The organism is Hyphomonadaceae bacterium BL14 (assembly GCA_027627705.1).
Taxonomy (GTDB): Bacteria; Pseudomonadota; Alphaproteobacteria; order Caulobacterales; family Maricaulaceae; genus Oceanicaulis.
Map to the genome: position 1 here is coordinate 2,411,019 of CP091242.1, position 21,150 is coordinate 2,432,168.

The following is a 21,150-nucleotide window of genomic DNA, read 5'->3' on the forward strand; positions in this document are numbered from 1 at the left end:
CACCGGTCAGGTCTGCGCCAGTGCGGCCAGCCGCAGATACGCCCCGCCGGGAATGGCGCTGAGCTGGGCGTGGGTGCCCTGTTCGACAATGGCACCGTCCCGGAACACCAGAATCCGGTCCGCATCCCGGATCGTGGACAGGCGGTGGGCGATCACGATGGCGGTCTTGCCCGCCGTCACCTCGGCCAGCGCCGCCTGGATGTCGCGCTCGGTCTCGTTGTCCAGCGAGCTGGTCGCCTCGTCGAACACCAGGATGGGCGCATCGGCCAGGATCGCCCGGGCGATGGCCACGCGCTGGCGTTCACCGCCCGACAGCTTGATCCCGCGCTCGCCCACCAGCGTGTCATAACCCTGGGGCAGCGCCTCGATGAAGGCGTGGGCGCGCGCCCGGCGGGCCGCCGCGATGACGGCCTCGCGGCTGGCACCGGGGCAGCCATAGGCGATATTCTCTGCCAGGGTTCTGTGGAACAGGGCCGGGTCTTGCGGCACCACCGCGATCGCGCGGCGCAGGCTGGCCTGGGTGACCTGGCGCACATCCTGCCCGTCAATGCGGATCGCCCCGCTGTCCACGTCATAAAGCCGCTGGATGAGCTTCACGAAGGTCGACTTGCCAGACCCTGTCGGCCCCACCAGCGCGATCTTTTCGCCCGCCCTGATGGTCAGGGCGAAATCCTCATAGAGCGGTGCATCCTGTCCGCCATAGGTGAAGCGGACCTGATCAAACTCGATCCTGCCGGCGCCGGGCCGGAAATCGGGAGCGCCGGGCGCGTCGGCGATCTGCATCGGTGCCGTCATGAAGCCGGCCACATCCTGAATGTCGTCGAGGCCCTTTTGCAGGCTCTGCACCTCCTCGCCGAACCGGCGCATGTATCCGGCCATCACCAGAAAGGCGGTCAGGGCGAACACGACGTCGCCTGCGGTCGCATCGCCGGCCTGCCACATGGACACAAGCAGCCCCGCCAGGCCGGCCTGCAGGGCAAGCACCAGCACGGTCTGCACCGCCCAGGTGTTGACGAAACGGAACCAGGTCTTGCGGATCTCCCGGCGCCAGTCCCCGGCGGCCCGCGCGAACCGCCCCGTCTCGCGCGCCTCGGCACCGAAGCTCTTCACAGTGGTGATCGAGGTCAGCGCGTCAGCCACCGCCCCGCCCAGATCGGCGTCACGGGCATTGGAGATCAGGTTTTGCGGGCGCACATAGCGCTCCATCATCAGCAATGTCAGCGCGATGAAGAGCGTGTTGACCGCCAGCACATAGGCCCCGGCCAGCGGCCAGTTGAGCAGCATGTAGATGCCCAGCCCGTAGGTGACGCCCAGGCCCGGCAGGATGCCGGCCCACAGATACATCGTGATCTCCTCGAATGCCCGCATGGAGCGGGTGATTTTGCGCACCAGCGCACCGGCGAAGGCATTGGCGTGCCAGTCGGCGGAAAAGCCCTGCACCCGCTCGAACGCATCGCTGGTCATGTCGGCCATGACGGCGCTGGTGGCGATGATCTCGATGCGCACCCCGATCTGGCGGGCGATGTTCACCCCGGCCGCCAGCGCCAGAAAAAGCGCCAGCGCCATCCAGTGGGCACCGCCCAGAGGGTCTGCGTCCGCGCCGCTGATGGCGTCGATGAGCCGCCCGGCGGCGACGGGGACGAAGACATCGGCGACGGTCGCCAGCGCCATGAACGCGACATAGGCGGTGTACAGGCGCGGCTTGCGCATCCATTGGCGCCAGACAAAAGCGATGACAGCAAGGTTGGAAAGGGCGCCCGCGCCGCGTTCAGGCGCGTCGGCGTCAAAATCGGTCATAAGGCGTATCCAGGCTGGTGCGTCCTTCTGCGGACGCGGCTGATCAGGCAGTGTGAGCGGCTGTCAGGTCGGGCTGTCCACCCGGACCATGCGGGCTGGCGTGCCGCAGGACTGATTCAGACCGGTCGCAGCATGGGTCAGCCGAGCCTCTGCCATCAGGGCGGGCGCTCCCCCTGACCGGCGCGCACCATGACCGACGGCGCGGCCCGGCGCCAGCGCTGAAACGTGAACCGCACCCATCGCGCGCGGCCGGTGTGTCCGCCGCGCCACGCCAGCCTCTGGCCACACGGGCGCGCCGTGCTACATCTGCTCAGACACAGAGGTGACGCCGGACCGCCATGAGCCAGATCGAAGACCTTCCCCTGGAAATCGCGCTGTTTCCGATCCGCGGCTGCATTTTGCCGCCAGGCGAGCATTTGCCGCTGAACGTGTTCGAACCGCGCTATCTCAACATGATTGACGACGCCATGGCCGGTGACGGCCATATTGCCATGGTGCAGCCGCGTGGCGACGGACCGCGCGATGCGCCCCGGCTGGAGCGGGTGGCGACGGCCGGGCGTATTGTCAGCCATACCGAGACCCAGGACGGCCGGTATCTGATCGTGCTGGCGGGCGTCTGCCGGTTCACCATTGCGGGCGAGGCGGTGCGCCGTACGCCTTACCGGATGGCCCGGGCGGATTATTCCGGTTTTGAGGGCGATCTGGCCCCCGCCCCGTCAGCCGACCATATGCGCACCCAATTGCTGGCGGTGATGCGCGCCTATTTCGAGCTCACCGGCCTGTCGGCGGACTGGGCGTCCCTGCTCAGCGCGCCGGTCAACACAGTGGTCGACCGGGTGGTTATGGCCGCGCCTCTGGAGTCTGACCACAAGCAGGCCCTGCTCACCGCCCATGCAGGACCGGACCGCGCGTCCATCCTGTGCGCCCTGATGGAAGAGGCGCTGGCGCGCGCCGGACAGACCGGCCGCGCCTGAGCGGCGTCACCGGCCAGCCGCACGCGCACTGGACGCGGCGGCGGCCTGAGACTATGTGCTGAGACATGAGCAAGACCGCTGACACCTCCCGCCCGGCTGAAGCCGGTCTCGATCCCAAACTGCTCGAGATTCTGGTCTGCCCGCACTCGCGCGGGCCGCTGGAGTATGACCGCGCCGCGGGCGAGCTGATTTCGCGCCAGGCCGGGCTCGCCTATCCGATCCGCGAAGGCGTGCCCATCATGCTGGTCGAGGAAGCCCGCGAGCTGGACCGGTAAGGCCATGACCACCGGTGCCCCCTGGCCGGAGACGCTGGCGTTCCGCGCCGGTGCCCGTGCACTCGACATCCGGTTTGACGATGGCCAGACCCTGTCCATCCCGTTCGAGCTGCTACGCGTGGAAAGCCCGTCTGCCGAAGTGCAGGGCCATGCTGCGCACCAGAAGAAGCTTGTTGCAGGCAAGGCCAGGGTGCAGGTCACCGGTGCCGAACCGGTGGGGCGCTACGCCGTGCGCCTGACCTTCGACGACGGCCATGATTCGGGAATCTATTCCTGGCGCTATCTGCGCGAGCTGGGCGAGACGGCGAGCGAGCGGCTGGACGACTATGCCCGGCGGCTCAAGGCCGCCGGGCTGTCGCGGTGACGGGCGGGCAGGGCCCGGTCTAGCGGATCAGGCGCACGAAGCGCTCACCGGTATCGTCGTATTGCGGGCATTCCATGATCACCCGGATATCGTCGAAGTCATTGTCGGTCCAGGCGACCTGGGTCCAGTTGGCGCTCGGACCTTCCAGGCCCGGCGGACGGTCCTCCCAGCCGTAATACATGAACTTGCCCGGCTCGCAGGGACGTGTCTCCCGGTTTGGCGTGCGGTCCCTGCCAGACGGGATGATGCCGCCCTCGCTGGCCGGCCGGCATTCCTCATACGTGTCGCACAGCATGGTCTCGACAATATTGAGCTCAAGCCCGGAGTGGTTCTCCACATTGTTCACCATGCGCGTATCGGTGTGATAGTTGAAACGGCACGGCGCGGGCCGGTGGTGGCACCAGGACTGGCCATCGGTGGAGGCGTCGTCCCATCGGGCCGGCGCGGTGCGCGAGAAGCGCACGTTGTACAGCTCGAAACTGATGGTCTCGCCGTCCTCGCAGCGCGGCCAGGTATAGGTATAGCTGGTCCCGGCATTGTCCTGGATCGCGGTGCGCTGGGTGCGGCGCTCTTCCATCGTCTTGCCCGCTGCCGGGTCCGGATCGAAGCAATAGACATAGATGCGGTTATAGTCCCCGGCCTCCGGGTCCAGCTCGCTGATCAGCGGCGGCTCGTACTGCAGAAGCGGCTGATGCAGGCGCGCCACGGCGTCGGCGCGAACGTTCACCGTATCGCTGAGGCCCGGCACGATATGCACCAGCGCCGTGGTCATGGTCCCCGTGATCGACACGGTGTAGTCCGCCCCGCTCCACGATCCGGTGACGTTCAGATTCTGCATGGCGCGGCGGTCCAGAATACGGTCGTGCGCGATGGTGCGGTAGCGCGCAAAATCACCGTCCGGCCCTTCGACCGCGCCGTTCAGCGCCGCCTGGTCGGCCTCATTCTGGAGCTGGGCGCGCACGCCCATCAGCTGGGCCGTATCCACCGCGACCCCGCCCAGGCCGCATAGCGGCACAAGGGCGAGCGCAAAGGTCACCGCCACATTCCCGGCCTTGTCCTTGAACAGTTTCATCTTGCATTCTCCCATCGCCGCTTCAGGCGCGTCTCGGGCCGTTAGCAGCAATCTCGATGCCAGATTACGCGCGCGCCGTTAACGCCCGCTTTGGAAGCGCGGTAAACATCGGGTAAACGGACGGGCTGTCTTTACAGGGACTTCACTTGGCCGTGAGGCTGATGCTGGCCTCTCGCCCCGGCCGCGTACGGGCTGTAGGATGATGCCTGCCGGGGGGCGAAGCAGACGGGACAAACCATGGCGTTATCAACTTTTTTGAAGGCGTGCCTGGCCGCTCTTGTGTTGGCGGCGGCTGCGCTGGCCGCTCCGGCCCGCGCCGACATGCCCGATCCCGCCACCTTCCCGGCCTGGCTTGACTCGTTTGCCGACCGCCTGGAAGCCGAAGGCGTCAGCGCACCGGTGCGCGCGTCGATGCTGGAGGGGCTCACACCTGATCTGCGCATTGTCGAGCGCGACCGCACCCAGCCCGAGTTTGTCCGCCCGGTCTGGCAGTATCTGGCGGGTGCCGCGTCGGCGGACCGGGCTGCGGGCGGCCAGCGCGCCGCGACGCGCCACCGCGATGCGCTGGATCAGGTGGAGGCGCGCTTCGGCGTGGATCGCCATGTGCTGACCGCCATCTGGGGTCTGGAAAGCGCCTACGGTGCGATTCAGGGCGATTTTGACGTGGTGCGCTCGCTGGCCACGCTGGCCTGGGAGGGCCGCCGCCGGGGCTTTGCCGAAGCCCAGCTGATCGCCGCCGCGCGCATGATCGAGCGCGGCTACGCCACCCGTGATGATCTCAAGGGCAGCTGGGCGGGTGCCATGGGCCAGACCCAGTTCATTCCCACCACCTATCTGGAACGCGCCGTGGACATGGATGGTGACGGGCGGCGCGATATCTGGGCCAGCGAGGCGGACGCGCTGGGCTCCGCGGCCAATCTTCTGGTCAATGCCGGCTGGGAAGCCGGCGCGCCGGTCGTGGTTCAGGTCGCGTTGCCCGAGGCTTATGATTTTGCCCGCTGGAGCGAGAACGCCCGCCGCCCGGTCTCGGCCTGGGCGCTGGATGCGGTGCGCCCGGCCAATGGCGAATGGGATTCAGATGACCTCTACCGTACGGCCCGCCTGGTGCTGCCCGCCGGGGCGCGCGGTCCGGCCTTTCTGGCGTTCGGCAATTTCGAAGCGCTGATGCGGTACAATAACTCCACCGCCTACGGGCTGGGCGTGGCCTATCTGGCCAAGCGCCTGTCCAGTGGGGTCACGCCGCCCGAAGGCTGGCCGGAAGATGATCCGCCCATCACCCGCAGCCAGTCGCGCGACCTGCAGGAAGCGCTCACCGCGCTGGGTTATAATACCGGCGGGGTTGACGGGATTGTCGGTGCCAATACCCGCGCGGCGCTGCGGCGCTTCCAAGCCGACAACAGCCTGATCGCGGACGGCTATGCCGGGCGTCAGGCCCACGACGCCGTGATGGCCGCTCGCGCGAACCGCTAGACCGGTCCGGGCCCGGCATCCTCGTGGGTGTCCACCGCCTGGGCCGCGGCGGCGCGAATGCGCGGATGGAAGACGGCCAGGGCGAACCCCGCTGCGCACAGCGCCGCGTTCAGGGCAAAGGGGGCCGGGGGTGCCACCGCCTGATAAAGCCACAGCCCGGTCAGCGGTGCGATCAGGAAGCCCACGCCCGCCGTCGCTGTCGTCAGGCCCGCCACACGCCCCTGCTCCTCGGGGTTCACCGCCAGCGAGGCACCGCCGGTAAAGCCGGACCGCCCCAATCCGAAGCCGAAACTGTTGAGCATGAAGGCCACGACTATGCCGGCATAATTGGGCGCAAACACGAGCCCCACATTGCCCACCGCCATCAGCACGCCGCCCAGGATCATCAGCACGCGCGGGCTGGTCTTCAGCGCCGGGATCACGGCGAGCTGGGCGAAGATCAGCGCCGCGGCTCCGGCCGTCAGCGCCACACCCGCCAGCTGCAATCCTTCATCCGGGCCAATTGCCAGGCGGTCCATCACGTAAAAGGACACGGCCTGCAGGCCGGCCGCCTGTGACAGCCAGATCGCGCAGCCAAACAGCATGAAACCGGTCAGGCGCGGATCCAGCGCAAAGCGGAACTGTACCAGCGGATTGATCGGCCGTCCCTGCTGACGCTTGGGCGGGGTCTTTTCCGGCAGGGTCAGGCGCACCACCAATGCGCCCGCGCCCACCAGCGCCGCAATCACGATCATGAAGGGGGCGATGCCGATGCGCTCCACAAAGGCCGCCGCCAGTGCCGGTCCGATCATGGCACCCAGACCGAACGCTGCCGTCAGCCCGGCCAGCGCGCTGGTTCGCTCGAACGGGCTGGTGCGGTCGGCGACATAGGCCTGCGCTGCCGGATTGGTCGCCGAGCCCAGCCCGCCGAACAGGCAGCGCGCCAGAGCCATGGCCACAATGGCCGCCAGCGGCGGCAGCAGCCCCGACTGCCCCGCCCAGGCACCGGCTGCGAACACCAGCGTCGACACCGCAAAGCTCGCCAGCCCGAACACGATCAGGGGCCGCCGCCCCACCCGGTCCGACAGCGCGCCCCAGACCGGGCTCATGGTCAGAAATAGCAGCGCCGACAGGGTATAGATCGCCCCGACATACACCTCCGCCACCTCCAGCTGGCGCGCCAGCGGCGGCAATATCGCGAACAGCATGGAATTGCCGATGCCCGTGGCCATCAGGCACACGAACAACAGCCGGAAGGCGCGCCGGCGCGCCTGCGGACTGGACTGATTGAGGGGTTCGGAAGCCGGGCTCATTGCCCCGTCAGCCATACGCCCGCACAGCGCCAGCGTCTATGGCGCGTCGGTGCAGGTCGCGAGACCTTCCACGCCATCCTGATCAGCCACCATAACCCAGCCGCTGCCGAAAATGGCGACGCGGCCTGGCGCGATTTCGCGCAAGGTGATCGGCTTGGCGGACAGGGTCGCGATGCGGGTGAGTTCGGACGGGGCACCGAAAATGGGCGTTTCGACATGATCGAGCGCACCGCCGCGTATCACGTAGCCGTCCCGGCCTGACAGCACCCAGACCCCGCGCGGTGAACGCGCCATCCCGATCACGTTGATGTGTGTGCTCAGCACCCGGCTGCGCGACCCGAAGCCTGTCGCAGTGAGCGCGCCGGACCACTGGCCGAAATCACTGCCCACCAGAAACGTGAACTCATGGGGAGCGAGGGTGACGATCCCGCCATAATCGGCGCGGATATCCGTATCCACACCCTCGAAATCCAGCCCGTCCCAGCGCCACGCCTGGCAGCCCGGGACGATGGTCCGGTCTGGATCGAGCCGGTCCGGACTGCGGTAAACCAGCGGGCTTTCGTCAAAGTCCAGGAAGAACAGCCGGGGTGCCGACCGTTCGAACAGGTCCAGCATGCGGTGATCGTTACGATTGTCCCCCAGGCGTTGGGCGCGTTCAGCCAGCTGCGCCTCAGCCCAAGCCTGGCCCGAGCCTTCCAGCGAACCGGTCTGCAGGCCATGCAGGGCGAGGGCGGCCTGGGCGCGCACGGCAGGCATCCAGTGATCACGGGCCGCCGCCTCCAGCGCAGCCTCGGCGGCCGCCTTATCCGGCGCGTCAAGCCCGGTGAGGCCCGCCGCAGCCTCAAAGCCGAGGCGCCAGTTGCGCCGCCAGTGCGCAGCGTCCAGAGCGTCGACGAATAATGGCGCCGCCTCGCTGCGGCGCTCTGTGGCGATCCTGCGCAGGAGCCAGTTCTGCTCCTCGGGCTGCAGGCCGGGCAATGTCGCGCGTACGGTCTCAAAGGCTGGCGCGGCGAGGTCAAGATCAAGCGCCCTGTCGTAGGCGCTCACACAGGCGTGGTGGGGCCTGCGCCAACCCTGATAAGGATAGTCCGGCTCGTCGCCGCAGCGCCTGAGAAGGATCAGCGCCGCCTCGCCATCGCCATGGGCGGCCAGACCATGCAAGGCGCTCAGCGCCACCATCGGCTCCCGGCTGGCGGCCTGGCGGCGCAGGACCGGCTGCACCAGAGCGTCATGATCGCGGACCCGGCGCACCAGCGCCAGCGCCGCCAGGGCTTCAGATACGCTGGCGTGCGGATCGTCCAGAACCGAGATGAAGGCGCGCACGACCGGTTCCGGCCAGGCCTGGGGCTCGCCCGCCGGAGGGTGGCCCATGAGGTCATCAGCCTGCGCCGCGACCGCGTCGAGCGCCGCCTGCGCCGGGTCAGCGCCCAGCGCTTCGGCGGCGCGCGTGAAGGCGTGCCCGTCCACCTGATAGCGCACCACGGCCCGCTGACACTCCGGGAGGGTGGCGCAAGCCGGCTCTGCGGAGCCAGCAAAGAGCAGAAGAGTCGCCAAACCTGAGAGCATGGTCAGTTTTCCATCTCGCCCCCTGATTATGGGGTCTTGCGCCCGAATCCCCAAGCAACAATCAACCGCCACGGCGCGAGCGTCTCTCCGATATCCGGACTCGCTGCTCCGCCAGTGTCTACGGCGCGTCCTGATGAGCGGTTGGCCGGCCCGCCTCGCGCAACTTGGCGATGGAATCGGGAACGTTGCACCCGCGCGGATCGTTGGCCTGGCGCCTGCCTGCCTGCTCTCGATCCCGCTACGCGGTTTCGCAACACATCCTTCATCGCCCGGCTGCGCCGGCGTTCAGACCCTCGCGCCGGCGAGCGCAACGGGTTAGATTGCCGCGCCTGCCCACCCCCACCGGAGAGTTCATGCCCAAAGAGATCAGGCCGCGCGTCCTCCTGACCTATTCGCGCTCGCTGATGGCGCTGACCGCGGCGCAATCCCTGTCCGATCATGGTATTGATGTGGTGGGCTGCGACAGCGTGGACATGACGGTGCTGCAGTTTTCCAAGCACTCGCGCGGCCACAAGCTGGTCGCCGATCATCGCGAGAAGCCGGACAAATTCATCACCGATCTCATCAAGGCGGCGGACGCGCTGCGCCCGCGCGGGGATGCGCCCTTCGTGCTGATGCCGATCTTTGAAGAGACTTCGATTATCGCGGCTCATGCCGGCCGCCTGCGCGAGGCGGGGCTGATCGTGGCGGCGCCTGATCACCGCTCCATTGTGCAGGTGGAGCCCAAGGACAAGCTGCCGGCCGCCGCTGAAAGCGCCGGGGTGAATTTCCCGCGCACGATCTATCCCGATTCCATGGAGGCGCTGGACGCGGCGCTGGACAGCCTCGCCTTTCCGCTCATCACCAAGCCGGCGCGCGGCGTGGGCGGGCGCGGCGTGGCGCGCCATGACAGCGCCGCCAGGCTGAAGGCCTGGCTGGAAGACAAGCCGCCGCGCAGCAAGGCCGAATGGCCGCTCGTCCAGGAGGCCGCGCCGGGCGATGACTTCTGCTTCTGCGCGCTGTGCGAGGAGGGCGAGCTGCGCGCCTGGATGACCTATCGCAGTCTGCATGGCTTCCCGCCCAAGCGCGGCGCGGGCGTGCTGCGCGAGACCGTGGACAGCGCTCCGTTCAGGGAGGAGGCGGCGAAACTCCTGCGTCATCTCAAATGGTCGGGCGTGTGCGAGATCGATTACCGCTGGACCGGGAAGGCGGACGACACACCGTCTCTGATCGAGGTCAATCCGCGCTTCTGGGCGGGCCTGTTCCAGTCGGTGGCCAGCGGGGTGGATTTTCCCTGGCTGCTCTACCGGCAGGTGACCGGCGATCCGGTGCTGGAGCCGCCCAAGGTGACCATTGGCCGTCGCTCCAAAGTGCCGCTGCTGGCCCTCCTGAGCGCGGCCCAGTCCATCGCCGAGGAGGATTCCTATTTCAAAAACCTGTCCGAGCGCTGGGACAAGCTGGCGGATCGGGATCAGAAAGGCTTTGGCGAATTCATCAACGGCCTGTTTGATGTGAAGTCGCTGGGTGCCTACCTCAAGGCGCTCGGGGAGACCCGCGACCTGACTGCCGAGGCAGCCACGGACTTCATCCCGCTGGATGATCCGGGCACCACGCTGGGCGTCCTGTTCGTGCTGTCATCCATGATCCGGCGGGGAGAATTGCCGCCAGAGCTGAGGTTTGATGAGTGACGCTAACGCCGCGCGCCGCCCGACCATCGCCGTGACCACGTCGGCGGGGACCGATTATGGCGTCTTCACGCTGATCTGGGCGGGCGTACGCCTGGCGGGCGGGCGGGCCGTGCGGGTGACGCCGCGCACCGCGGACACCCGTCCGGACGCGTTTGACGGGCTGATTCTGGCCGGCGGGCTGAACATTCATCCTGATGTCTACGGGCGGGATGTCAGCCCCGGCGCGCGCTATGACCGGGGCCGGGACGGGCTCGAGCTGGAATGGGCGCAGGCGTTCTGGGCGCTCAGGCGCCCGGTCCTGGCGATCTGCCGGGGCATGCAGCTTCTGAACGTCGCGCGCGGCGGGGCGGTCAGCGATATCCTCGACAAAAAAGTGCTGAACACCCTGCCGTCCACACCGCTGGGCTACATGCTCTACCGCAAGAAAGTCGACATTACGCCGGGAACACGGCTGGCGCGCCTGTGGGGGCGGACGCGGGCGCGGGTCAATTCCCTGCACCGTCAGGCGGTGGCGGATCTGGGCGAGGGGCTGCGCGTGAGCGCGCGCGGCGAGCATGGCGAGGCACAAGCCCTGGAAGGCCCGCCGGGCGTCTTGCGCATGGCCGTCCAGTTTCATCCTGAAATGATGCTCTACCGGCGCGATATGCGCGATCTGTTCCGCACGTTGGTGGAGGCCGCCCGGCACCGAGATGGTGAATCGCCTGCTAACGCCTCGCAAACCGGGCTTTAAGCATCGTCTGTCATAACCGTCCCGAAATCGGACGCTGCTCCACTGAAGCCTGACAGAGCGGGACGACCCGCCGGGGCGGAGAGCGGCCGGACAGAACGGGTGGTGGGATATGTTTCAGATTATTGGCATCGTAGCCGTGTTCGGCCTCGTGTTTGGCGGCTTCGTGCTGTCAGGTGGCAAGTTCGACATCATCGTGAAGGCGCTGCCCTTCGAGATGATGATGATTGGCGGGGCGGCGGTCGGCGCCTTCCTCATCGGCAATGCGCCCAAGACCGTCACCAAGACGCTGGGCGATTTCGGCAAGATCATCTCGGGCTCCAAATGGAAGCAGCAGGACTATATCGACCTGCTCACGCTTCTGTTCCAGCTCACCAAGACGATGAAAACCAAGGGTGTCATCGCGCTGGAATCGCATATCGAGAAGCCGCACGAGAGCGCGATCTTCACGGCCTTTCCGCGCATCCTCAAGGACCATTTCGCGGTGGATTTCATCTGCGACACGCTGCGCATGATGACCATGAATCTGGAAGATCCCCACCAGGTCGAGGACGCGATGGAAAAGCAGCTGGAAAAGCACCATCACGAAGCGGCCAGCCCCGCCCATGCCTTGCAGTCCATGGCCGACGCGCTGCCGGCGCTGGGCATCGTGGCGGCGGTGCTGGGCATCATCAAGACCATGGGCGCAATCGATTCGCCGCCAGCCTATCTGGGCAAGATGATCGGCGGGGCGCTGACCGGCACCTTCCTGGGCGTGTTCCTGGCCTATGGCTTTGTTGGCCCGTTCGCGGCCCGCATGCAGGCGGTCTATGACGAAGAGAGCATTTTCTACCATATTATCCAGAACGTGCTGGTCGCCCACCTGCATGGCAACGCTGCCCAGATCTCCGTCGAGATCGGCCGTGGCGCGGTGCCCAGCGCCTTCCAGCCAAGCTTCATGGAGCTGGAAGAAGCCATCTCCACCGTGCAGGCGGCCTAAACGACCGGCACCCGGGTCTTGCGTCCGCCGCGGCCATCGGCCATGGCGGACGCATCATGACCTCCCAACCCCTCACCCTGACACGTCCCCATGCGCGGCTGGACTGGGCGTCCGGTCCAATGGCGCGCGATCATGGCGATATGTATTTCCAGCCCGAAGACGGGCTGGCCGAGGCGCGCGCGGTGTTTGTGGCCGGCGCGGGGTATCCCGAACGCTTCCATGACGGCGTGACCATCGTGGGCGAGCTGGGTTTCGGCACCGGGCTCAATTTCCTGGCGCTGTGGGACAGTTTGCGCCGCCACGCGCCCGCCGGCGCGCGCCTGCACATGGTGTCTGTCGAGGGCTTTCCGCTGATGCGCGCCGACGCCGCGCGGGCGCTGGCGGTGTTTCCCGAGCTCGCCCCGCTGGCCGACGCGCTGCTGGCGGCCTGGCCCTCGCCCCATTGCGGCCCGCACCGGCGTGTGTTCGACGGCGGCCGGGTCTGCCTGACTCTCCATCATGACGAGGTCACCGCCGCGCTCGGCCAGATGGATTTCGCGGCGGATGCCTGGTTTCTCGACGGCTTCGCCCCGGCGAAAAACCCCGCCATGTGGACAGATGCGGCGCTGGCGGGTGTCGCCAGGCTGTGCGCGCCGGGTGCTCGCGCCGTGACCTTCACCGTGGCCGGGGCCGTGCGCCGGGGCCTCGCCGCCTCGGGTTTCGATGTGGCCAAGCGCCCCGGTTTTGGGCGCAAGCGTGAACGGCTTGAAGCCGTCTATGCCGGACCGCCGCGCCCGCCCCTGGCCGGGCCTTTTGCGCCGGGCGGCCGGATGGACGGGCCTGTGGCGATCATCGGTGGCGGGATTGCCGCGGCGAGCCTGGCTGACGCCTTTGCCCGGCGCGGGCGCGGCGTCACTGTCTTTGCGCATGGCGGCTGGGGTGCCGGCGCGTCGGGCGCGCCGCTGGGCCTGCTGACGCCGCGCCTCGAAGCGGCTGACCGGCCACACAATCGCGCCCTGCTGGCGGCGTTTGATTTTGCGGTTCAGCGCTATCGCCAGACCGGCGCGTTCGATGGCGCTGGCGTACTGCGCCTGGGCGAGGCCGAGCGCCTGCAGCGCCTGGCCGGGGCGCTGGACGATGATTTCACATGGCTGGACGGTGCCGCCAGCGCCGGCATCACTGGCTGGGACACACCGGGCCTGTTCATGGCGCGCGCCGGGACGTTCGAACCCGCGCGCCTGCTGGCGGCCCTGGGCGGCACGGCCGGACTGCGCGATGCGCGGGTCGAGGCGCTGGAGCCCGGACCGGATGGCGTCCGGCTTTTCGGTCACGATGGCGCAGGGCTGGGTGATTTTGCGGCGGTGATCCTGGCGGGCGGCGCGGCGGGACGGGACCTGATGGCGGGCCAGCTGCCACTGGAGGCGGCCGCCGGGCAGGTCGCGGTGTTTGACAGCGCGTTCGCGCCGGCCTCGGCAGCGGCCTGGGGCGGGTATGCCGCGGCCATGCCCGGTGGCCTGATGCTGGGCGCGACCCATGACAAGGGCGATGATCCCGGCGATGCGGCCCATGCCGGGACGGCACTGCGCGCCCTGGCGCAGGCGGGACCGGCGGGTCTGGCGCAGGCGCTGGGAGAGGTGCGCGGGCACTGGGGCGGTGTGCGGGCCGCCACAGCCGACCGGCTGCCGGCGGTGGGAAATCTGCCCGATGGGTCCTTCTGCGCGCTGTGGGCCGACCTGGCGCAGGGCCGTGCAGGTGCAGCTGTGCCACCGCCCGGTGCCGGGCTGTCACCGCGCGTCTTCACCCTCACCGGTCTGGGCGCGCGCGGTTTCGCCCATGCGCCGCTGCTGGCCGAGGCACTGGCCAGCCAGCTGTGCGGCGAGCCGCCGCCGCTGGAGCGCGCTGCGCTGCAGGCACTGCACCCGGCGCGCTTGGCCTGGCGGTCGCTGAAGCGGGGCTAACGGCCCGGCTCTTGCTCGCCTCCCGCAGCGAAACCCGCTGCGTGGAGCAAAACGGCACGCCATGACTGCACCCCAGACCCAGACCGCTTTTTGTGGTGCGGCACCGCTCGTGGAGCGGCGCACGGCCTCGCGCCATGTCTGGTTCCTGAACACCGCCTTTGACCGCATCGGCTTTGGCACCGCCCTCGAGCGCATCGCCACGCGCGCGGCGGATGCGCCTTTCGCCTTTGTGGTAACGCCCAATGTCGATCATCTGGTGCGCATGCGCCATGATCGGTCGCTGGCACCGCTTTACGCCCAGGCGTGGCTCACCGTATGCGACAGCCGTGTGCTGGAATTGCTGGCATCCCTGTCGGGCGAGGATGTGGACGTGACAGCGGGGTCTGACCTGACCGAGGCCCTGTTCGAGACCGCCATCGACCGCGATGAGCCAATTGTGGTCATTGGCGGGTCACAGGCGGTGATTGACGGGGTGAGGGCGCGTTACGGCCTGACGGATGTGCGCTGGCATGAGCCGCCCATGGGCCTGCGCCACAAGCCCGACGCGATTGCTGATTGCGCCGCCTTCATCGCCGCCAACCCGGCCCGCTTTGTATTTCTGTGCGTGGGCTCGCCCCAGCAAGAGATGATCGCCGAGGCCTGCCTGGAGCGCGGCGATTGTGTGGGCGTGGGGCTGTGCGTGGGCGCGTCGCTGGACTTTCTGTCCGGGCAGGCCCGCCGGGCGCCGCGGTGGATTCAGCGCTCTCGGCTGGAATGGCTGCACCGCCTGAGCGAGGAACCTGCCCGCATGTGGCGGCGTTATCTGGTCGAGGGGCCCAAGGTGCTGGTTCTGTGGTGGGAGTGGCGTAAAGCCCGCGCCCGGCTGCGCGCGTTCGAGCGCGACCTGCAAAAGCACTTTTCCTGACGGCCCGTCCGGGGCCAGTCTGGGCGACGCCCGGTACAGCGCGCCAGGAGGCCATCATGACAACATCCAGACCCGCACCGCCGCAGACGGCTGACTTTCCCTTCCGCCACCGGCTGCGCGTGCGCTGGTCAGAGGTGGACCCCCAGGGCATCGTCTTCAATCCCAATTACCTGGTCTATGCCGATGTGGGGCTTACCGAATTCTGGCGCGCCGCCGGGGTCGACTATGCCGATCTGCTGGAAACCAGCGGGGTCGACACCTTCATGGTCCATTGCCGCGCCGACTGGTTTGCCTCGGCCCATTTTGACGAGGAAATCGAGATCGGCATGCGCGTCGAGCGGGTGGGGCGCACCAGCCTGGTGTTCGGATTTGCGGTGTTTGGCGCGGGCGGCGCCGCGCTGGCGTCAGGCGCGCTGACCTATGTGTTCGCCCGCCCCGGTCCGCCGCGCGAACCGGCACCGGTCCCCGATGAGCTGGTGCGTGATCTCAAAGCGTTCGAGGACGATCTGCGAGCCGGTCGGGCTTTGTGCGGCTAGTCCAGGCATGGTGGGCGCGACAAGAGTCGAACTTGTGACCTCTACGATGTCAACGTAGCGCTCTAACCAACTGAGCTACGCGCCCGCACCAGACCTTGCGCTCCTGGACGGGACAACGCGCTGCGCCGTCTTCAGCAGGAGGAGGCGCGTCTTAAGCTGGCGGCGGTGAAGCTGTCAATCTCGCATCGCTGCCGGGCCGGTCCGGGACGCCGGCCGCGCACCTTACAGGCCCATGAAGACATTATGGCCTTTTTGCAACATTCGCGTGGCAAAAGCGGTAAACCACCGCCGCAACACGGTGCACAGCGCTTTACGCAGCGGCCTCGCGCCCCTCATAGTCCGCGCCAAGTGCGGCGATCCGCGCTGGCAGCCGGATAGCGGCGCGACAAGAACGGTCCAACACAAGGGGAACGATCGTGAAGATTTGGGAAAAGGAGCGCTTGCTGCGCTCGACGATTCTGGCGGGCTTCGCTGCGGTCACCATGACGGGTGCCCTGGCCTACGCCCAGGAAGCCGACGAAGACGAAGATGACGATCAGGCGCGCACCGAAGAGCGGGCACCTGAAGCCCGCAGCGGCGACACCGTGGTTGTGACCGGCTCGCGCATCCGCCGCGACAGCTTCACCTCCACCGCCCCGCTTCAGGTGATCGATGTCGAAGAGATCCGCGACGCGGGCCTGATCGACACCGCTCAGATCCTGCAGCAGTCGAACGTGGCGCAGGGCGTCCAGCTCGACAGCACGATTTCGACCGGCGGCTTCGTGACCGATGGCGGCCCGGCGGCGAACAACGTCTCGCTGCGCGGCCTGTCGGCTGACCGCACCCTGGTTCTGATCAACGGCCGCCGCTTCGCCCCGGCCGGTGCTGAGGGCGCGCCGTCGCTCCCGGACGTCAACCTGATCCCGACCACCATGATCCAGCGCATCGACCTGCTGCTGGACGGCGCGTCGTCAGTGTACGGCTCGGACGCCATCGCCGGCGTGGTGAACGTGGTTCTGCGCGACAATTTCGATGGCGTGCAGGCTGATGCCTTCTTCCAGGTTCCGGAAAACGGCGCGGCGATGAGCCAGCGTTACAACCTGCTGATGGGCAGCAATGGCGACAACCACAACTTCCTCATCGGTTTCGAGTATTTCACTCAGGACCGCATGAACCTGAACGACAGCGACTATAACTTCGACCCGAACCGCGGCATCGCCTGCTACCGGAACATCTGGATCGATGCGAACGGTCAGGAACAGTCGCGTTGCACCGGTGCCATCATCAACCGCGTCCGCCGCGGCGCTGACGTGTACCGCACGCCCGGCACCACCAACTTCCCGGGCGTTCTGCCGGTCGGCTGGTCCACGGGCGACTCGCAAGCTCCCCAGAACACGAGTTCGTATCTGGAAGGCAATGACGACGTCATTCCTTACTCCCAGCGCTACTCGCTGTTCGCGACCGCCAGCCGCGACCTCCAGCCGATTTTCGGCTTTGAAGGCGTCCAGGCGTTCGCCGAGTTCTCCCACTCGAACAGCCAGGCCAACCAGAACCAGGGCTTCCGTGGCCAGCTCTTCCCGGACGTGCCGGCGTCAAACCCGTTCAACCCGTTCGGTGTGAACGTTACGCCGATCCTGCACTGGCCGGCCGACCGCAGCTACTCGATCGAAGTTCAGCAGACCCGCTTCCTGGGCGGCCTGCGCGGCGATCTGGCGGGCTTCGGCATTCCCGAGTGGGAATTCGAAACCTTCGCCGGCTACACCCGTTCGATCGGCTATTCCCGCCGTAACGGCCTGGATGAAGACCGGCTGCGTCTGACCATCAACACCTCGCGTGTTGAAAATGGTGAGATTGTTTGCGGCATCGACGTTCCGCCGCCGGGCTTCGCCTTTATCGGCGCGGACTCCTGCGTTCCGGTCAACCTGTTCGCTGACAGCCTGTATCCGATCGATGGCGTGAGCGACTCGTCCTTTGCGACCCCGGAAGAGCTTGACTATCTCTTCGTCCAGCGCACGGTCACCACGCGCGTCGACCAGGCGGTCGCCGGCGGCTTCGTGACCGGCCCGGTCTTCCAGCTGCCTGCTGGCCCGCTGGCGGCGGTGCTCGGTGTCGAATGGCGCCGTGACTCGCTGGACTCCGGTGTGGACGCCGTGGCCTCTCAGGGCCGTGCGGCCGGCTTCTTCGCCGACCGTCCGTCCGTGGGCGCGGTGAGCATCGCCGAAGCCTATGGCGAGGTGTCGATCCCGCTGATCTCCGGCGCGCAATTCGCCGAAGACCTGTCCATCGACCTGGCCGGCCGTCTGACCGACCACGAGTTCTACGGTCAGAACAGCACCTACTCGGCCCGCGTCGGCTACTCGCCGTTCGACTTCCTGACCCTGCGCGGCACCTATGGCACGTCGTTCCGCGCTCCGAACGCCCGCGAGCTGTTCTTGGGTGGCCAGACCGGCTTCGTGGCCGGTGGGGTTGACCCGTGCGTCGTGCCAGTGGCGGCTCGCCAGTCGGACCCGAACGATCCGAATGCTCCGCCGACCTATGACGGCAGCCAGGACAATCGGAACCCGCAAGTGCTCGCTAACTGCCAGGCTGAGGGCGTGGATCCGTTCGCGCTCGGCCTGAACGGGGTGTCGTCGGTTGAAGCGTTCCGTGCAGGTAACCGGGGTCTGGATCCGGAAACCTCCACGGCTCTGTCGGTGGGCTTCGTGCTCGAACAGCCCTGGATCGATGCGTTCGACTTCGCCCTTTCGGTGAACTACTTCAAGCTGGAAATCGAAGACTCGATCGCTCTGCCGGGTGCCGCGTTCGGTCTGTCGCAGTGCTACAACTCCAACAACTTCCCGAACGACCCGTTCTGCGCCCGCCGCGTGCGTGACCCGAACAGCGGCCTTCTGCTGTCGGTCGACAACACGCCGTTCAACGTTGCCCGCTCGGAAATCTCCGGCGTTGACCTGAACACGCGCTTTGGCATGGACATCGACTATTTCGGTGGCCTGCGCCTTGACGTGAACACGGCGTGGACCTGGTCGGACGAAATTCTGAACCAGACCACCTCCACCTCGGCGATCTTCAACCAGGTCGGCGACTGGGGTAACCCGGAATGGCGCGGCAACATCACCACCCGCGTACGCCGTGGTGACTGGTCGGCCTTCTGGACCGCGCGTTATGTCGGCGCCCAGGCGGCGATCTACAACGACACCACGCCGGGTGCTGCGTTCCCGTACGGCCAGCGCATCTACCCGACCTGCTCGACGCTCGACGCCGGGTGCGTCACGGTCAACAACCCTGCCACGCCGTACGTGGACTTCTCGTCCTACGTCACGTCGCAGCCGGGCACGTGGTACCACTCGCTGTCGGCCACCTACACGCAGGACACCTGGATCATTCGCGCGGGTGTGAACAACATCCTCGGCGAAGATCCGGCCGTTGTGTCGGGCAACGCCAGCGGTCCCACCCTCGGGAACGGCAACGCGGTGCTGGGCTCCGGTTACGACATCGTCGGCCGCAGCTTCTTCCTGAACGTGACGAAGCAGTTCTAAGCACCGATACGCTTAGGAGACTGAACAGACTGAAAGGGCCCGCTCGAATGAGCGGGCCCTTTTTCTATTTTCAGATCGATATAGACAGGGTGGCCCTCACAGGCGCGGCGCACCCTTGAGGCCAGACGCCTCAGGCCGCCTGCATCACCCGGGCGACCTCATCGACCAGATCGCGCAAATGGAAGGGCTTGGACAGCACCTTGGCCTGGGCGGGCGCATTCGCGCCGGCATTGAGCGCCACGGCGGCAAAGCCGGTGATGAACATGATTTTCAGGCCCGGATCGACCTCGGCCGCCCGCCGGGCGAGCTCGATGCCGTCCACGCCGGGCATCACGATATCGGTGAGCAACAGATCATAGCCGCCGGGCGTCTCGCCCAGAGCTGCCAGACCTTCTTCGCCATCGGCGACCCGCTCGACCTCGTGACCGGCGCGTTCGAGCGCCTTGGCCAGGAAGTCTCTCATCGAGTCGTCGTCTTCAGCCAGGAGTATGCGGGCCATTCTCATCCCCTTCATGGTATCCACCAGTTTCACCCTATGACATCCGGGTAAAAGTCTGCTGAACGCGCACGGCGGCGTGATGTGATTGACCAAAAGGGCCGGGGCGCGGACACTGCGCCTCATGTCCCATGATCCTGCCGCGTCCGGTCCCGGCCCAGAAGACGGCCCTGAAAACAGTACGTGCACTGTGCATGCGCCCGTGCGGCGCACGTCCGCCTTTGTCTTCGCCTCCCCCCATTCGGGCCGCCAGTATGCGCCGGAGGCCCTGGCCAGGGCCCAGCTGCCGCTGAGCGTGCTGCGCCAGTCTGAAGACGCCTATGTGGATCAGCTGTTCGCCAGCGTCCCCGGTCATGGCGCCCCTCTGGTCGAGGCGCTGTTCCCGCGTGTCTTCGTGGATGTGAACCGGGCTGAATGGGAGCTCGACCCGGATATGTTCGATCCGGCGCCGGCCAGCACACGCGCGGTCAGCGCCCGCGCCGCGGCCGGGCTGGGTGTGATCCCGCGCGCCGCTGCGGACGGCCGCCCGCTCTATGCCGGACGGCTGGCGCTGACCGAGGCCGAGACGCGTCTGGCACAGTGCTACCGTCCCTATCACGCGGCGCTGAAGGCCGAGCTGGCTGCGGCGAAAGCCGCATTCGGCGAGGCGTTCCTGATCGATTGCCACTCCATGCCCGCCGCCAGTGCGCGCGGGGCCGATATCGTGCTGGGCGACCGCTATGGCGCAGCGTGCTCGCGCGCCTTCATCGCGGCAGCCGAAGCGCAGTTCCGTGCGCTCGGCTTCACCGTGGTGCGCAACCGGCCCTATGCCGGGGGTTATACAACCGAGCATTACGGCCGCCCGGCCCGCGGCGTCCACGCCGTACAGATCGAGATCAACCGCGCCCTCTACCTGGATGAGCGCACCGTGACCCCGAACGCTCACATGCCCGCGCTGGCCGCCGCCCTGTCCCGCTGGATTGAGCAGATGGATATGCATACCCTCTCTGCTCCACGGGCGGCCGAGTGACTGGCGCCGCTCTTGCGGGGCTGATTGATGACAAATGCGTGACGTGGCGGGTCAGTCTGCGTTATACTCTTGCGCGGGGAATAAGCGTGTGACTTGTTACGCACCGTCACCAATGTGATTTGTCCGTACGTTCCAGGTCGCCAAGCTTGGTCTCCACATCCTTCAAGGAATTGAGTGCCATGACTAATGAAATTGATCATCACGTCGGAAAACGAATCCGCCGCCGCCGCCGTCTTCTCGGCCTGACCCAGCAACAGCTGGCTGTTTCGGTCGGGATTCGCTTCCAGCAGGTGCAGAAGTACGAAAGCGGTGCCAATCGCGTCAGCGCCAGCCGTCTGTTCGAGATCGCAGAAGCGCTCGACGTGCCGGTTCAGTATTTCTACGAAGGCCTGTCGGGCCGGGGCGAGAGCGCAGTGCCCGAGGGCGAACACATCGCTGCGGATATCCTGTCGCAGAAAGAAACGCTGGACCTGATCCGGGCCTATTACCGGCTCAATGAGCGCCCGCGCCGCCGCCTGCTCGAGCTGGCGCGCTCGCTGGATCCTGACAGCAAGTCTGACGCCGCCTGAT

The 21,150-nt window shown here is 67.2% G+C and carries 18 protein-coding genes and 1 tRNA gene; 13 read left to right on the plus strand and 6 right to left on the minus strand.

Going from position 1 to position 21,150, the window contains the following annotated elements; genetic code table 11:
• Window positions 1-6 precede the first annotated feature (6 nt).
• The gene (locus L2D00_11780; protein ID WBQ12524.1) at window positions 7-1,797 is read right to left on the minus strand and encodes an ABC transporter ATP-binding protein/permease; all 1,791 of its coding nucleotides are present in this window, start codon (window positions 1,795-1,797) and stop codon (window positions 7-9) included.
• 338 nt (window positions 1,798-2,135) lie between these two features.
• Here L2D00_11780 and L2D00_11785 point away from each other — a divergent pair, with 338 nt between their 5' ends.
• The 3 genes from L2D00_11785 to L2D00_11795 all read left to right on the plus strand — a co-directional run bounded on the left by L2D00_11785 (window position 2,136) and on the right by L2D00_11795 (window position 3,410).
• Window positions 2,136-2,771 carry an LON peptidase substrate-binding domain-containing protein gene (locus L2D00_11785; protein WBQ12525.1) on the plus strand — a complete coding sequence of 212 codons (636 nt, stop codon included), beginning with the start codon at window positions 2,136-2,138 and terminating at the stop codon, window positions 2,769-2,771.
• Between the two features lie 65 nt (window positions 2,772-2,836).
• Window positions 2,837-3,046, plus strand: coding sequence for a Trm112 family protein (locus L2D00_11790; protein WBQ12526.1), 210 nt, complete (start codon window positions 2,837-2,839; stop codon window positions 3,044-3,046).
• Window positions 3,047-3,050: 4 nt separating this feature from the next.
• Window positions 3,051-3,410: a DUF971 domain-containing protein gene (locus L2D00_11795; protein ID WBQ12527.1), complete on the plus strand. Its 360-nt coding sequence runs from the start codon at window positions 3,051-3,053 to the stop codon at window positions 3,408-3,410.
• A 19-nt stretch (window positions 3,411-3,429) separates the two neighbouring features.
• Here the strand turns inward: L2D00_11795 and L2D00_11800 are convergent, their stop codons facing one another.
• Window positions 3,430-4,482 carry a pilus assembly protein gene (locus tag L2D00_11800; protein WBQ12528.1) on the minus strand — a complete coding sequence of 351 codons (1,053 nt, stop codon included), beginning with the start codon at window positions 4,480-4,482 and terminating at the stop codon, window positions 3,430-3,432.
• A 237-nt stretch (window positions 4,483-4,719) separates the two neighbouring features.
• Here L2D00_11800 and L2D00_11805 point away from each other — a divergent pair, with 237 nt between their 5' ends.
• The gene (locus L2D00_11805) at window positions 4,720-5,952 is read left to right on the plus strand and encodes a lytic murein transglycosylase (protein ID WBQ12529.1); all 1,233 of its coding nucleotides are present in this window, start codon (window positions 4,720-4,722) and stop codon (window positions 5,950-5,952) included.
• Here the strand turns inward: L2D00_11805 and L2D00_11810 are convergent.
• Together L2D00_11810 and L2D00_11815 are read right to left on the minus strand one after the other, a co-directional pair.
• Entirely contained in the window at window positions 5,949-7,259 is a 1,311-nt protein-coding gene (locus tag L2D00_11810; GenBank protein WBQ12530.1) for an MFS transporter, read from the minus strand. The two genes, L2D00_11805 and L2D00_11810, sit on opposite strands and share 4 nt — an antisense overlap.
• A gap of 21 nt (window positions 7,260-7,280) precedes the next feature.
• A complete protein-coding gene (locus L2D00_11815; GenBank protein WBQ12531.1) occupies window positions 7,281-8,726 on the minus strand; it encodes a hypothetical protein in 1,446 nt (481 codons plus the stop codon).
• 437 nt (window positions 8,727-9,163) lie between these two features.
• Between L2D00_11815 and L2D00_11820 the strand changes: the two genes are divergently transcribed.
• From L2D00_11820 to L2D00_11845, 6 genes are all read left to right on the plus strand, one after another.
• Window positions 9,164-10,477: an ATP-grasp domain-containing protein gene (locus tag L2D00_11820; protein WBQ12532.1), complete on the plus strand. Its 1,314-nt coding sequence runs from the start codon at window positions 9,164-9,166 to the stop codon at window positions 10,475-10,477.
• Window positions 10,470-11,207, plus strand: a complete 738-nt coding sequence (locus L2D00_11825; GenBank protein WBQ12533.1) for a gamma-glutamyl-gamma-aminobutyrate hydrolase family protein — start codon at window positions 10,470-10,472, stop codon at window positions 11,205-11,207. Before L2D00_11820 ends, L2D00_11825 begins: the two co-directional genes overlap by 8 nt.
• Window positions 11,208-11,316: 109 nt before the next feature.
• The gene (gene motA / locus L2D00_11830; protein ID WBQ12534.1) at window positions 11,317-12,183 is read left to right on the plus strand and encodes a flagellar motor stator protein MotA; all 867 of its coding nucleotides are present in this window, start codon (window positions 11,317-11,319) and stop codon (window positions 12,181-12,183) included.
• A 56-nt stretch (window positions 12,184-12,239) separates the two neighbouring features.
• On the plus strand, window positions 12,240-14,120 hold the full coding sequence (mnmC, locus tag L2D00_11835) for an FAD-dependent 5-carboxymethylaminomethyl-2-thiouridine(34) oxidoreductase MnmC (protein ID WBQ12535.1): 1,881 nt from the start codon (window positions 12,240-12,242) through the stop codon (window positions 14,118-14,120).
• A 61-nt stretch (window positions 14,121-14,181) separates the two neighbouring features.
• A complete protein-coding gene (locus L2D00_11840) occupies window positions 14,182-15,024 on the plus strand; it encodes a WecB/TagA/CpsF family glycosyltransferase (GenBank protein WBQ12536.1) in 843 nt (280 codons plus the stop codon).
• A gap of 56 nt (window positions 15,025-15,080) precedes the next feature.
• Window positions 15,081-15,560, plus strand: a complete 480-nt coding sequence (locus L2D00_11845) for an acyl-CoA thioesterase (GenBank protein ID WBQ12537.1) — start codon at window positions 15,081-15,083, stop codon at window positions 15,558-15,560.
• Window positions 15,561-15,568: 8 nt separating this feature from the next.
• Here the strand turns inward: L2D00_11845 and L2D00_11850 are convergent.
• Window positions 15,569-15,645, minus strand: a tRNA-Val gene (locus L2D00_11850).
• Between the two features lie 331 nt (window positions 15,646-15,976).
• On the opposite strand from L2D00_11850, the gene L2D00_11855 reads away from it, so the two are divergent.
• Window positions 15,977-19,075 (plus strand): TonB-dependent receptor, encoded by a 3,099-nt coding sequence (locus L2D00_11855; GenBank protein WBQ12538.1) that lies wholly within the window; start codon window positions 15,977-15,979, stop codon window positions 19,073-19,075.
• Window positions 19,076-19,205: 130 nt separating this feature from the next.
• On the opposite strand, the gene L2D00_11860 is transcribed toward L2D00_11855, so the two are convergent.
• A complete protein-coding gene (locus L2D00_11860; GenBank protein ID WBQ12539.1) occupies window positions 19,206-19,574 on the minus strand; it encodes a response regulator in 369 nt (122 codons plus the stop codon).
• Window positions 19,575-19,695: 121 nt separating this feature from the next.
• On the opposite strand from L2D00_11860, the gene L2D00_11865 reads away from it, so the two are divergent.
• The gene (locus tag L2D00_11865) at window positions 19,696-20,580 is read left to right on the plus strand and encodes an N-formylglutamate amidohydrolase (protein WBQ12540.1); all 885 of its coding nucleotides are present in this window, start codon (window positions 19,696-19,698) and stop codon (window positions 20,578-20,580) included.
• A 179-nt stretch (window positions 20,581-20,759) separates the two neighbouring features.
• Window positions 20,760-21,149, plus strand: coding sequence for a helix-turn-helix transcriptional regulator (locus L2D00_11870; protein WBQ12541.1), 390 nt, complete (start codon window positions 20,760-20,762; stop codon window positions 21,147-21,149).
• The last annotated feature ends 1 nt before the right edge of the window (window position 21,150 follow it).

Bases quoted from the DNA above. Each gene is read 5' to 3' on its own strand.
- L2D00_11780 (WBQ12524.1), bottom strand. From the start codon at position 1,797: ATGACCGATTTTGACGCCGACGCGCCTGAACGCGGCGCGGGCGCCCTT.
- L2D00_11785 (WBQ12525.1), top strand. From the start codon at position 2,136: ATGAGCCAGATCGAAGACCTTCCCCTGGAAATCGCGCTGTTTCCGATC.
- L2D00_11790 (WBQ12526.1), top strand. From the start codon at position 2,837: ATGAGCAAGACCGCTGACACCTCCCGCCCGGCTGAAGCCGGTCTCGAT.
- L2D00_11795 (WBQ12527.1), top strand. From the start codon at position 3,051: ATGACCACCGGTGCCCCCTGGCCGGAGACGCTGGCGTTCCGCGCCGGT.
- L2D00_11800 (WBQ12528.1), bottom strand. From the start codon at position 4,482: ATGAAACTGTTCAAGGACAAGGCCGGGAATGTGGCGGTGACCTTTGCG.
- L2D00_11805 (WBQ12529.1), top strand. From the start codon at position 4,720: ATGGCGTTATCAACTTTTTTGAAGGCGTGCCTGGCCGCTCTTGTGTTG.
- L2D00_11810 (WBQ12530.1), bottom strand. From the start codon at position 7,259: ATGGCTGACGGGGCAATGAGCCCGGCTTCCGAACCCCTCAATCAGTCC.
- L2D00_11820 (WBQ12532.1), top strand. From the start codon at position 9,164: ATGCCCAAAGAGATCAGGCCGCGCGTCCTCCTGACCTATTCGCGCTCG.
- L2D00_11825 (WBQ12533.1), top strand. From the start codon at position 10,470: ATGAGTGACGCTAACGCCGCGCGCCGCCCGACCATCGCCGTGACCACG.
- motA (WBQ12534.1), top strand. From the start codon at position 11,317: ATGTTTCAGATTATTGGCATCGTAGCCGTGTTCGGCCTCGTGTTTGGC.
- mnmC (WBQ12535.1), top strand. From the start codon at position 12,240: ATGACCTCCCAACCCCTCACCCTGACACGTCCCCATGCGCGGCTGGAC.
- L2D00_11840 (WBQ12536.1), top strand. From the start codon at position 14,182: ATGACTGCACCCCAGACCCAGACCGCTTTTTGTGGTGCGGCACCGCTC.
- L2D00_11845 (WBQ12537.1), top strand. From the start codon at position 15,081: ATGACAACATCCAGACCCGCACCGCCGCAGACGGCTGACTTTCCCTTC.
- L2D00_11860 (WBQ12539.1), bottom strand. From the start codon at position 19,574: ATGGCCCGCATACTCCTGGCTGAAGACGACGACTCGATGAGAGACTTC.
- L2D00_11865 (WBQ12540.1), top strand. From the start codon at position 19,696: ATGTCCCATGATCCTGCCGCGTCCGGTCCCGGCCCAGAAGACGGCCCT.
- L2D00_11870 (WBQ12541.1), top strand. From the start codon at position 20,760: ATGACTAATGAAATTGATCATCACGTCGGAAAACGAATCCGCCGCCGC.